At 50.2% G+C, this 13,489-nt stretch carries 7 protein-coding genes; all 7 read left to right on the forward strand.

From position 1 onward, the window contains the following. Positions 1–557 precede the first annotated feature (557 nt). The 7 genes from P4S53_RS14475 (at position 558) to P4S53_RS14505 (ending at position 13,385) form a co-directional block, all read left to right on the forward strand. Positions 558–1,178, forward strand: coding sequence for a DUF1449 domain-containing protein (locus P4S53_RS14475; RefSeq protein ID WP_337113190.1), 621 nt, complete (start codon positions 558–560; stop codon positions 1,176–1,178). 16 nt (positions 1,179–1,194) lie between these two features. Further along, positions 1,195–3,282, forward strand: coding sequence for a peptidase (locus P4S53_RS14480; protein ID WP_337113191.1), 2,088 nt, complete (start codon positions 1,195–1,197; stop codon positions 3,280–3,282). Positions 3,283–3,342: 60 nt separating this feature from the next. Next, positions 3,343–8,214, forward strand: coding sequence for a DNA repair ATPase (locus P4S53_RS14485; protein ID WP_337113192.1), 4,872 nt, complete (start codon positions 3,343–3,345; stop codon positions 8,212–8,214). After that, positions 8,211–8,915: a phospholipase D-like domain-containing protein gene (locus P4S53_RS14490; RefSeq protein WP_337113193.1), complete on the forward strand. Its 705-nt coding sequence runs from the start codon at positions 8,211–8,213 to the stop codon at positions 8,913–8,915. The genes P4S53_RS14485 and P4S53_RS14490 overlap by 4 nt, the downstream gene beginning before the upstream one ends. Positions 8,916–8,926: 11 nt before the next feature. Further along, positions 8,927–10,015 (forward strand): toxic anion resistance protein, encoded by a 1,089-nt coding sequence (locus tag P4S53_RS14495; RefSeq protein WP_337113194.1) that lies wholly within the window; start codon positions 8,927–8,929, stop codon positions 10,013–10,015. Between the two features lie 324 nt (positions 10,016–10,339). Beyond that, complete coding sequence (locus tag P4S53_RS14500; RefSeq protein WP_337114495.1) at positions 10,340–11,839, forward strand: arylsulfatase; 1,500 nt, start codon at positions 10,340–10,342, stop codon at positions 11,837–11,839. A 271-nt stretch (positions 11,840–12,110) separates the two neighbouring features. After that, entirely contained in the window at positions 12,111–13,385 is a 1,275-nt protein-coding gene (locus P4S53_RS14505) for an SGNH/GDSL hydrolase family protein (protein ID WP_442958689.1), read from the forward strand. Positions 13,386–13,489 lie beyond the last annotated feature (104 nt).

Genomic DNA, 13,489 nt, shown 5'->3' on the forward strand with positions numbered 1-13,489 from the left:
ATCAAGAAATAACAAATCCATCAATTTCATGATTTTTATTTATACACCTCAATTTTAAATGTCACATACCTATCAGGCTGCTGAAGTTGACGCATCGCTGTCAAAAAAAGAGTAACAAGACATTCAAAAGGATAGTGTAGTTTCCTGCCATGTATTTTTCATTTTCAGTTGTTGCGCAGTTTTTCAGCAACGGGATTTGAGGGAAATTTTTTCTGACGGAAAAGTGAAATTCAGATTCGGTTTCAAACAGGCAGAGTTTGATACGGATTTGAGAGAGTAACCAGCCTGTCAGAATCACAGTCTGAATCGTGAAATACACAGCAACAAAAGTGAAAAATAAGCCTGATTTCAGGCAATCTTCTATTGGTTTTTGAATGAGTCAGATTCACGGTATCGTGTTTCAGTTTCTCCTTTTTGGGGAAATGAATTGTCGGAAATGAACGGGAGTGATAAATTCCCCAATACCTTGTTTAACGTTTCCTTATATACGGTCGCAAGATGTGACTGGCTTCCTGAAATAAACTGAAATTGATAATTCTATAAATTAGTTGGTGCGCATGACCATCCAAGAAATGATCTCGATATTGCTCTCTTTTCCAACGAATGTTTTTTTCGTTCCTTTTGTCATCTTTTTGGTCGTCATGCTGGTAGATCTGGTATTCAACATTGTTGAAAGTGTCGCACCGGATGTTGATCTGTTTGATGCGGAGAACATTCCGGGGGCGGGTTTGATTCTGCCGCCGATTCTGTCGAAAGTGCCACTCATGGTGGCCTTATGTGTCAGTTTCTTTGTCGGAACCATTGTCTCTTTTTATCTGGCACAAGCACTGAATGCCTTCTCTGAAGCCAGCTGGGTGATGGTTTTGGAAGTGGTGTCGATCCCATTGACGGCTTATCTGGCACTGTTCATTGCTGCCTGGATGCTCAAACCTTTGGCACCATTGTTTGATAAAAAGAAAAGCTTTGCCAAGGTTGATTTTATTGGTCTTAAAGGCCGGGTTCACAGCAGCTTGGTGAACCAGAACCGGGGTGAAGTTGTCGTGCAGCATAACGGCAGCGAATTCTTACTTGATGTCCGGGTGATTGAGCCTGAGATGTCAATGGAATATGGCGATGAAGTGATCATCGTTTCTCAAAATAAAACAACAAAACATTATATAGTAGCGAAAAATAGCTAAGTATAAGGAGTTGGCTATGCAAATCTCTCCAAGCGTTATCTTTATTAGTGCTGGAGTCGGTATATTTTTACTGATTTTAATTTTTCTCACATCCAGATATAAAAAGGTTCGAGGGGAAGGTGATGCACTGATCGTCAATGGGCTGCATGCCACCCGTGCTTCTCTGACCGGTACTTTCGTCTGGCCGGTCATTAACCAGCACGAATATATGGATATCACACGTAAGAAGATTTCTGTGATTCGCAGCGGTCGTAAAGATCAGGAAGGCGAAGAATACGAAGGTCTGCACTGCCGCGATAATATTCGTGCCGACCTGAAAGTGGATTTCTATATCGGTGTCAATCACGAAGAAGAAGATATCATTCGTGTGGCTAAACTGTTTACCGCGCATGAAGCATCGAATATTGAACGCCTGAAAGAACATTTCCAGCCGAAATTTTCTGAAGCATTGAAAACAGCCGTTAAGCAGTTTGAATTTGAGGAACTGCTGACCAATCGCCGTACGTTCCGCGATGCTGTGGTTGAAGTGATCGGCAGCGAAATGGATGGCTTCAAAATCTATGACGTTGTCATTGATAAAATTGACCAGACTTCTCTGGATGCACACAGCTCAGACAATATTCTGGACGTTGAAGGTATCCGTAAGATCTCCATGATCACCGCGCAAAAGAATACGGAAACCAATGCGATTCGTCAGGACGAGCGCACAACCATCAAGAAGAAAAATGTTGAAGCCGAAGCAAACCGTTTGCAACTGGATAAGCAGGAGCAGGAGAGCATTGCGCGCGCGAAACGGGAAATCGATATTATCAAAGCGCAGGAAGAAGCCCTGTCTTCCGAGAAGCGTGAAGAATACGAACGCGTGACGCAGCTGGCGAAGCTGGAAACCGAAGAAGAAGTTGCCAAGAAACGCGAAAGCGTTCAGATGGAAGTTGAAATGACGCGCATCACCAATCAGCGTCAGGTGGCCATCCAGCAAGAAGAGCTGAACCGCTCTGTTGAAACGGAGAAAGTCCGTACCGCAACGGAAGTGGCAGAGAAAGAAATGCATAAAGAGACCACAGTGGAAGAGTCTCTGAAAGCTGTGGCGGAAATGCGTTCTCAACGTGTTGAAATTGAACGTAAGATTGCTCGCGAAGAGGAAGAAACAGAGAACCTGCGAGTGCACGAACAAGTGAACCGTCAGAAACGTGTCACTCTGACAGAAGCCGAAGCCATGGCTGAAGCGAAACAGCTGGAACTGCTGGTTGCTGCCCGTGCAGAGAAAGACGCTGCCCGTGAAAAAGCGGAACGCCTGCTGATTGAAAATGACGCCGCGCTGAAGATTAAGACCCGTGATGCTGAAAATGCTCTGGCTGTGAAGACCCGTGAAGCGGAAGCGGAACAGATCGTTGCGACCAAGCGTGCTGAAGCTGAGTTTATCGCCAAAGAGCGTGAAGCTGCAGCGAAAGAGCGCATGGCGAAAGCTGAGAAAGAAGTGATCAGCTCAAGCGGCCTGGCTGAAATTGAAGTGGAACGTGAGCGTGCGCTGGCGATCCGTGAAGTGGGTGAAGCAGAAGCTTACGCACTGCAGAGTGCGGGTGAAGCGGAAGCGCAGGCACTGCGTGCGAAAGGTCTGGCGGAAGCAGAAGCTCAGACAGCGCGTTTCGAAGCGGCTCAGCAGTACGATGAGCACACTCGTGAGCATGATAAGTGGGTGATGAAACTGCAACAGGATAAAGAGCTTGAAATCGCACGTATCGACGCGCAGAAATCTGTGGTTGGCGAGAACGCGAAAGCGCTGGCTCAGGCCCTGTCTCAGGCTGATATCAAACTGTTCGGTGGCGAAGGTATGGAGCAAATCCGTCGTACCATTATGGATGCCGCTTCAATGGATGCGAAGTTTGCCGAATCTAAAGTCCTGAATCCGCTGGTTTCTGAATATGTTGAAGGCCTGCGCAGCATGCCTCAGGACATCAAAGACATTCTGGAAAACACGGATCTGAAAAGCAGCGACCTGAGTAATGTCGCGCTGGCCGGTCTGCTGAATTCACAGGGCGGTGCGTCAGAACTTCTGAAGAAAATTCAAAGTACCCTGAGCACTCACTCAGAAGACAAACTGTAATTTACGTCAATCATCCCACGCTTCCCGCCTCTTCCGAGGCGGGATTTATTAGGTAATTGCATGTCCGAAACAACTCAACAAGCGGTGAGCGAGGGTGGGGCGTACGAAATACTGAAATCCCGTCTATTTCAGCAAGGTAAACAGCTCAAATCCCTGTCTCAAAGCTTTAATCAGAATCGTCAGACAATCTTTGGCGGTAGCGAAAGCCAACTGGTCGGTAAAGCCAATGTCCAGACGCAAGCCCGCTCCATACCCATTGATATGGCGCAGGTCAATCAACAACTTCTCTTCGGTTATCAGGTGCATGTCGGCCTGAAATCCTCTCCGTCCCTGGCGGATGTTTTTGGTTTATATCAATTACACGAGCAGGACGGCACGTTCCGAATTGAACCATTAGCGCTGGAAAACAGTTTCCTGACGGATGCCCGTTTTCTGCACGAATTCACCGAACTTTTTACCTACTACAGTGATGCCCGCCTGACACAGATCTCCCGTCAGGAAAGCATTCTGTACATCGCATTCCAGATTGGGATGCGCCCGCAAGACCGCAAAGTCTTCCGTTTCCAGCTCAATGCCAATTCGATTGAATATATTGACTCGCTGGGTAACAAACAGCTGGAAAATGTTCAGCAGCATGATTTTGAATGGATTGCCACAACCCGTGACGATCAGGTTGCGGGTGTTCATCCGCATGTGTCAATCCGCGACAAACTGTTTGTCGAATGTATTGGCGGCGATCTGACCATCAAGGTGGAAGACAACACCGATGATGGCAAAGGGATCTACAGTGAATCGGTCGACGATCCGCACCAGAGTGTTGCCGATGCTTTCATTGAATATGCCTTTATTGGTGAGCTGATCGCGTTAAAAATCAAACCGCACCGTGAAAAGCATTCGCGCTATTTTATTTATAACCCGATCAATCAGTCGGTTGTCCGGGCTGATGCGTTAGGACTGAGTGCCAAAGCGCTGCCGGAAGATCATGGTGTGCTGTATTCCCACGGGTTTGTGCTGGCAAACGGCGAGAGTAAGCAGTTTGACATGCCGTGGCAGCACCTGAAGTTCTTCCAGAAAATTGCCTCGCCAAACGGTGAGGATATCCTGTATTTCTTCTTCAACATGCTGGAAGGCCATTACGTTGGCTTTACCTATAACATGATAGAGAAGAAGTTTGCGGCACCGATGGAAAGCCACGGATTCAGCCTCTATCCCGATGGCCGGATGCTGGTCTTCCAGCTGTCTGAAAATGCGGAAGCATCAACCATCCACCCGCTGCGCATCTGGGATACGCCGTTTTCTACGCCGGAACACTATGCTGCGCAAAATGCCGGTGCGGACAGCACCAGCCCGCTGTTTAATCTGGGCAATGCCGAACTGGTTCGCGCGTTGTCTTCCGTCTTGTCAATCTGCCAGCTTGCCCAGACAGAAGACGTCACTCAGGCGGCTTTTGAAGTGTTGCTGAAAGAGTGTCAGACCACGCTGGATCACTATCACTGGCTGAATCATCATTATGCACTGGGCATGGGTGAGGTGATTAACAGTCTGATGGACACGGCAAACAAGATCATTGATGAGTTTGCCAAAGTTCTTCAGATGCAGCGTCACGCTGAAGAGAGCCTGGCTGAGCATCAGCAGGTCGTGACGGATCTGATTGCGAAAATCAAACTGGCTCCCAAGGAGCAGGCAAATGTCCTGTTGTCCCTGCTGTCAGAGTTGAAAGCGCAGGTGGGTGCGACCATGGCGCTGCGTCAGCAGCACTATATGGACAGCGACAGTGTTGATGGCTTACTGGAGAACCTGCAGCAGCATCGCGAGCAGCTGAACCAGCAGTTACTGGCGTTGTTACAGGAAGAAAAGGCGTACCAGCCGTTTAAGCAACAGATTCACCAAATAGAATCATCGCTGTCGGATGTCAGCAAGACCGCAGAAATCCAGGCGCTTCAGCAGCAGGTTGACACGCTGCGTGCAGACTTGCAGCTGGTGTCTGAAGAAGTCACAGACATTGAAACCGATGATCCGACCCAGTCGACCCGGATTCTGGACCTGACCACCGAAGTCTCATCGTTACTCAATGCGGTGTCGGCCAAGCTGAGAAACAAATCGCAGAGTCTGCAAAGTCACGAGGCTCAGGCCGAGTTCAGTGCTCAGTTCAAACTGCTGGGCCAGTCGGTCAGCAGTGCGATGGAGCAGGCGAGCTCACCGGATGAGTGTGATACGCAATTGGCGAAGCTGGTGGGTCAGCTGGACAAACTGGAGTCCCGTTTTGCGGATTTCGATCAGTTTCTGGTGGAAATTTACGCCAAGCGTGATGAAATTCAGTCAACGCTGGATAACCACAAGCAACAGCTGATTGCAGCACAGCAGCGCCGGGTACAGAACCTGATGCAGGCTGCCAATGTCACCATGGGCAGCGTCGAAAAGCGGGTATCCCGCTTTGATGATGTGAAAGCGCTGAACAGTTATTTTGCGACCGACGCCATGGTGCTGAAGCTGCATCAGCTGTCGCAGTCGATTCGGGATCTGGGCGACAGCGTCAAAGCAGACAGTCTGGATGCTAAGCTCAAGTCGCTGCAAGACCAGTCGCTGCGCTCGCTTCGCGATAATCAGGATATCTTCGAAGATGGCGGCAAAGTGCTGCGGTTGGGCCGTCACAAGTTCAGCGTCAATCAGCAGGCGCTTGATCTGAGTCTGGTGGAGCACGACAAACAGCTTTGCACCCATATTTCCGGTACCGATTTTTATCAGCCCATTGAAGATGAAACCTTCCTGTCGCTGCAGCAAATCGCCCGCCTTGATGTGTCGTCTGAAAGTGACGCGGTCTATCGCGGTGAATACCTGGCCTACCTGATGCTGCACAGTGCGATGAATAACGCCGGTGATCTGTCGCTTGCCCAGCTTTATCAGGCCGGACGTGACAAATCCTTGTTGCCGCTGGTTCAGCGCTTTGCTGCACCGCGCTACAAAGAAGGGTATGTCAAAGGGATCCACGATCACGATGCCGCTCTGATACTGCAGGGTGTGCTGCCGACCTTTGAACAGGCCGGATTGTTGCGATTCAGTCAGCGGGCGCGGGCCAATGCAGTACTCTGGCTGATGATGCAGACGGACGCTGAACTGCATGGCTGGCAGGAAAAAGCGAAAAATGCACAGTTGCTGAAAGAGCATCTCAATTCAGCAGATGCATTCCAGTCGCTGCAGCAAACACTGGCCGAGTCGGTTCCGGGGCTGGCTGCCATGGAGAGCAGCGATTATCTGATCCGGTTACTGGCGGGAACGGATATCCGGATTGAAGTCAGTCAGGATGGCTTTGAACTGAGTGAAGATTACCTGCAGTTTCGTCGCAGCCTGGGCTGGAACGGTGAGCAGTTGGCGCTGGATGTTGCCTTTGCCGATCATCAGCAATGGCTGAGTGCTTACACCGTCCAGAAGCAATACGGGCAGGCATTTGTGGTTGAAGCGGCTGCGATTGCGGTATGCAAAACCCATTCAGACCGCTTGCTGAGTCCTGTGGACTTCTCTCTGGCTTGTTCTGTGCAGGGATTGCTGGGCGAGCACGACCGGGTTGAAAGCGGCACATTGACCCTGGTACTGGATGATTTCATCCAGCGCGGTGAACATCACCGCAGCGTGGTGGTGCCTCAGTTTGACGCTTATCTGAATCAGCGGACGGCATTGCTGAATCAGGCCAAAGATCAATTCAGGCTGAGTGAGTTTAAACCGCGTCCGCTGACCTCTTTTGTCCGCAACAAGCTGATCAGCGACAGCTACCTGCACCTGATTGGCGACAACTTTGCCAAGCAGATGGGGACAGTCGGCGACAAGAAACGAACGGATCTGATGGGTTTACTGCTGCTGATTTCTCCGCCGGGCTACGGTAAAACCACCCTGATTGAATACGTAGCGCATAAGCTGGGCCTGGTCTTCATGAAGATCAACGGTCCGTCGATTGGTCATCAGGTCACCTCGCTGGATCCCGCCGATGCGCCGGATCAAAACTCAGCGCGTGAAATTGAGAAGATCAATCTGGCCTTTGAAATGGGCAACAACGTGTTGCTGTATCTGGATGATATTCAGCACACCAGCCCGGAACTGCTGCAGAAATTCATCTCGCTCTGTGACGGGACGCGACGGATTGAAGGAACCTGGCAGGGCAAAACCAAAACCTATGATATGCGCGGTAAGAAGTTCGCTGTGGTCATGGCCGGAAACCCGTACACAGAAACCGGTGAAGCGTTCCGGATTCCGGACATGCTGGCCAACCGGGCTGATATCTATAACCTGGGCGATATGCTTTCAGATCAGCAACATGCGTTTGAGCTGAGCTTCATTGAGAACTCACTCACCTCCAATCCGGTGCTGGCGCCACTGGCAACACGGGATCTGAACGACCTGTATCGTTTTGTGAAAATGGCACAGGGGGACGGCGTTGCGCTGAGCGATATGTCGCACTCGTATTCATCTACGGAAGCCAACGAAATTGTGGCGACGCTTCAGAAACTGATGCGGGTTCAGCAAACGGTTCTGAAGGTCAATCAGCAGTACATTCTGTCGGCAGCGACGGCAGACGATTACCGTGTTGAACCGCCGTTTAAGCTTCAGGGTTCTTACCGGAACATGAACAAACTGGCGGAGAAAATTGCTTCGGTGATGACGGATGATGAGCTTAATACGCTGCTTCAGGATCATTATCAGGGCGAAGCACAGACGCTGGCCAATGGCACAGAAGAAAACCTGCTCAAGCTGGCAGAGCTGCGCGGCAATATGAGCGCTGAGCAGAAAGTCCGCTGGGAAGACATCAAACAGGCCTATCAGCGTAAGCAGATGATGGGTGATGAAAGTGACCGGGCAGGACAAGTGGTTCAGCAACTGGCGATGCTGAATCAGCATATCGCACGGTTTGCTCAGCCAGTCAAACTGGAGGATATGGAATGAATCAGCAACAGTGGCTCGACTGGCTGAAAGCATCGCTTGACGATGGCCGGCTGGATGACAGCGAGCGGCGGGAATTGCAGGCTTCGCTGGTGGCGGTCGGTCTATCGGATGATGAGCGTGCTTTTTTGCGCAACCAGAGCTTCAAACTGGCGCAACAAGCCATACAGGAAGGGACTGAGTCCCTTGCTGTACTTCGCTGGCTGGAACGTGTTGTGAAAGTGCTTGATAACACCCGCAGTTCAGCCATTGCAGAAGTCGCGACCAGTTGGTTTTCACCGGGACGGGATTGCGCGGGCGGCATCATTGAGCAACTGCGGCAGGTACGCAGTAAAGTGGACATTTGTGTCTTTACGATTGCAGATGATGAACTGACTAAACACATTCTGGCAGCCCATGAACGCGGCGTGCAGGTGCGAGTGATCACCGATAACGACAAACTCAATGACATTGGCAGCGACATTGATTATCTGGCACGCAAAGGCGTCGCCGTGAAAATTGATACCACGCCATATCATATGCATCATAAGTTTGCCGTTTTTGATGGCACCCGGCTCATCAACGGCAGTTTCAACTGGACACGCAGTGCATCCAGATACAATCAGGAAGACATTACGCTGACGGATGACCGCCGTTTTCTGACGGCGTTCGAGCAGCAGTTCGAAGCGCTGTGGCAGCGTTTTCCTTGCCATCAGCCGAGTTAAGGAGAGCCCAGATGAATGACATTGTGAACCCTGAGCCGAAATCTGCCCGCCCCGTTAATCCAGCCGACGTGCTGGCGTTGGAGGTGACACCCGAAATCGTTGCCTTGTCTGACAGCTTTGATCCGTTTGACGCTGTGGCAACCATCACCTTTGGTAGAGAAGCGCTGGAGAAAATCACCGCGTTTTCCGATAACGTGCTGGAGCAGGTTCGGGTCCGTGATACCGGGGATGCCGGGGAAATCCTGCAATCTATGGTGGCATCGATGGACAGCGCCGCGTTTGACCGGCTCAAAGGCAACAGCTTTCTGGCGAACCTGCCGCTGATTGGTGAACTGTTTGATTCCTTCAAAAAGTTTTCCCGCAGCTTCGACTCGGTCAAGCAGCAGCTTGAGCAACTGTCGCAGCAGCTGGAAGCGCAGGAAGTGAAACTGGCGCACGACATTACGCAATTGGATGGCCTGTACGAGAACAACCTTGAACTGCTTAAAGGCCTGGAGCACTTCATTGCCGCGGGGAAGTACAAACTGAATCAGCTGAACATGGATGTACTCCCTGCTTTGCACGCGGCGTCGGTTGAATCCGGCGATGCGCTGGCAGCGCAGAAATACCGTGACGCCAGTCAGGCGGTCGCGCGGCTGGAAAAACGGGTTCACAACCTGGAACTTACCCGGCTTGCCGCGGTGCAAACCGCGCCGCAGATCCGTTTGTCGCAGGAAGGCAATAAGATGTTGATGGAAGATATCCAGGATATCGTTCATAACACTTTTCCTTTGTGGAAGCGCCAGTTCCTGATTGCGATTTCCAACTACGAGAAAGAGAAGGCGTTGAGAGTCACCCGTACTGTGAAGGATTACACCAATAAACAGTACGTGAAAAACGCGGAACACCTGAAAGTGCTGGAAGAACAGATTGCTGAAAACTACCAGCGCGGCATTCTGGATCTCGACTCCCTGCAGGCGGTCAACCAATTGACGATAGAAACGCTGAACAATACGTTATCCCGCGTCAAAGAAGGTCGTCAGCAACGCGAACAGGCCGAAAAAGTCATTGCGAAAGCCGAGCAAGAACTGAAAGTGGCCTTGCAGCAAACGCTTGAATGATGATGCTGGACGGCACAAGCGGAGCACCTGAATCAGAACGGCAGTGAAAACTGCCGTTTTTTTATGGTTGCGCGTTTCCTGATGTTTGAGCAGAAACACTGCGCGAACGAGATTTTTTACAGTATCTGTATCGGTCCGCGATGAATGATTTCGGACACGCAACAGAGCGCTGTAGTCAGTTGATAAAATTTCTGCGCAATAAAGTCGTTGAACTATTCTTACAGATATTCTTTCACAGTAGTGAGAGATAAATGCTCTGCCTAATGGAGGGAATGGTGTATGCGAATACTGTATGGTTTGGCTGGGATACTGTCATGGGTTCTGATGTCCATGCCTGTGCTTGCTGAGGACAAACCCAATATTCTAGTGATTTTTGGTGATGACATAGGGCAGACCAATGTGTCTGCGTATGGGCAAGGTGTGGTGGGTTATCAAACGCCAAATATTGATCGACTGGCCAAAGAAGGCATGCTGTTTACCGACTATTATGCTGAGCAGAGTTGTACTGCAGGTCGTTCTACCTTTATTACCGGCCAGACAACCTATCGGACCGGCATGTCAAAGGTGGGGTTACCGGGATCAGATGTGGGCCTCCAGGCTGAAGATCCAACCATTGCAGAGTTGCTCAAACCGCAAGGCTATGCCACCGGCCAATTCGGGAAAAACCATCTGGGTGATCTTGATAAATTCCTCCCTACGAATCATGGCTTCGATGAATTTTTTGGCAATCTTTACCATTTGAATGCCGAGGAAGAACCTGAAAACCGGAACTATCCCACGGATCCTGAATTTCGTAAGAAATTTGGACCAAGGGGCGTACTGCACAGTTATTCGGATGGCAAGATTGAAGATACCGGGCCATTGACCATCAAACGGATGGAAACTGTTGATGATGAAACCCTGCAAGCTGCTGAGACTTTCATGGAAAAACAAGTGAAAGCGAAGAAGCCGTTTTTTATCTGGTATAACACGACGCGCATGCATTTCAGAACACATGTGCGGGATGAGCACCGTGACAAACCGGGCTTAACTGCGCGCACCGAATATGCTGATGGCATGATAGAGCATGATATGCAGGTGGGTCAGTTGCTGGATAAGCTGGATGAGCTGGGCGTGGCTGACAACACGATTGTGCTCTATACCACAGATAATGGACCACACAAAAATACATGGCCGGATGCCGGGATCAGTCCGTTCCGCAGCGAGAAAAATACCAACTGGGAAGGGGCATTCCGTGTGCCTGCGATGATTCGCTGGCCGGGTAAAATCAAACCAGGTCAGGTTTCGAATGAAATCGTCAGCGGGCTGGACTGGTTACCGACTTTCTTAGCGGCAGCGGGTAAGGATGATATTAAAGAAGATTTACTCGATGGCTACAAAGCCGGTGATAAAAGCTTCAAAGTACATCTGGATGGCTACAATATGCTTCCCTATCTGACAGGGAAAGAAGAGAAGTCTCCTCGCAAAGAGTTCTTCTATTTCAACGATGATACTCAACTGGTCGGTATTCGGTTTGAGAACTGGAAACTTGTCTTTATGGAGCAGCGTGCGCAAGGTTTGCTACAGATCTGGGCGGAGCCGTTTACAGAGCTGCGCTTACCCAAGATGTTTGATTTGCGAGCAGACCCATATGAGCAAGCGGATATCACGTCAAACACCTACTATGACTGGTTACTGAATCATGCATACTTGATTGTGCCTGCGCAGGAATATGCCGGTAAATTCCTGGAAACCTTTAAGGAGTTTCCGCCAAGACAACCTCCGGCATCGTTTAATCTCGAAGATGTGATGAAAAAAATGAGTGAATCGACGGGCAGTAAATAGTCAGTGTCATGCTCAAAAAAGAATGCCCCATGTGTTGGGGCATTTTTTTTCCGCGATTTGGAGCTGCGAAGCAATGACGGCAGGATAGGCAGTGTGATGACAGCCAGATTCGCACCGTTTCAATCGCGTATAAATCGTCCGCTGTTTGATGTGGGTTCCATTTTAATGCTCGTCGTTTCACTACAACTTTGACACCTTCCGTTGCCATCATCTATAGGTCATACCTCTTACCTATAACGTATGGCTCATTATGAAAAAATTATTACTCTTCATGCTGTTACCTTTTACTGCTGCTGCGCAAAGTGGAGAAGCGCCTGCTTCATATCCTCCTTTTGCCCAAGCTATGTCTCAATCCCAGTTTCAGCCCATGCCGCAGCCATTGTCGGCGGCGCAGATTGAGCAGGTGCAGGGCAGCAGCACTTACACTTATGTCCGGTGCTGGTATCGTCCGGCGCAGACGCACGATGATCCTGCCACTACCTGGGAGTGGGCGCTGGATGAAAACGGCGACTATTACCAGCTGAATGGATACTGGTGGTCATCCTGGTCGTTCAAGAACATGTTCTATACCTATACATCGCAGTCAGAGATCAAAGCGCGCTGTGCGGAAACGCTGGGGGTCAGTCATGAAACGGCTGACATGACCTATTTTGCAGCGGATAACAGCCTGTCATACAACCATGCCATCTGGACCAACGATGCAGGTGTCTCGATGGGCATCAATAAAGTGGTCGCCTTTGGTGACAGCCTGTCAGACACCGGGAATCTGTTCAACGCGTCACAATGGGTGTTCCCGAACCGCAATTCCTGGTTCCTTGGCCATTTCTCAAACGGCTTTGTCTGGACTGAGTATCTGGCGGAGAGCCTGAATCTGCCGCTGTATAACTGGGCGGTTGGCGGTGCGGCCGGTTCCAATCAGTATGTTGCTCTGACGGGGGTGACAGAGCAGGTCACGTCGTATCTTGAGTACATGCAGCTGGCGAAAAATTACCATCCGGCCAATACCTTGTTTACGCTGGAGTTCGGACTGAATGATTTCATGAATTACGATCGCACGGTGGAAGAAGCTAAAGCGGATTACAGTAAGGCCATGAAACGCTTAACCGCATCGGGCGCCAAAAACATTTTGCTGATGACCTTGCCGGATGCCACCCGTGCGCCGCAGTTTAAGTACGCAACGCAGGCTGAGATCGACAAGGTGCAGGCGAAAATTCTTGCCTTCAACGCTTTCATTCAGGCCGAGGCAAAACGTTATCAGGATCAAGGCGTACAGGTGGTGTTGTTTGATGCGCACCAACTGTTTGACCAGATCACTTCAAATCCTGCGTCACACGGTTTTGCCAATGCCAAAGATGCCTGTCTGGATATCAATCGCAACTCCGCGGCGGACTATCTGTACAGCCACAGCTTTACCGATGAATGTGCGGATCACGGGTCGGATAAGTATGTGTTCTGGGGCGTCACGCACCCCACCACGGCCACCCATCAATACATTGCCAATGCCATGTACCTGCCGGTGATTTCCACCTTTAACATCCAGCCTTAAGGACATACTGGAACTTGGCAAGCAGGGCATTTGCCCTGCTTTGTCAGTGAAAACGAAAGCGGGACAGCAGAATTGCTGGACCTGAGTGCGTTCTATGCTTTCCG

The organism is Photobacterium sp. Hal280 (assembly GCF_037162255.1).
GTDB lineage: Bacteria > Pseudomonadota > Gammaproteobacteria > Enterobacterales > Vibrionaceae > Photobacterium.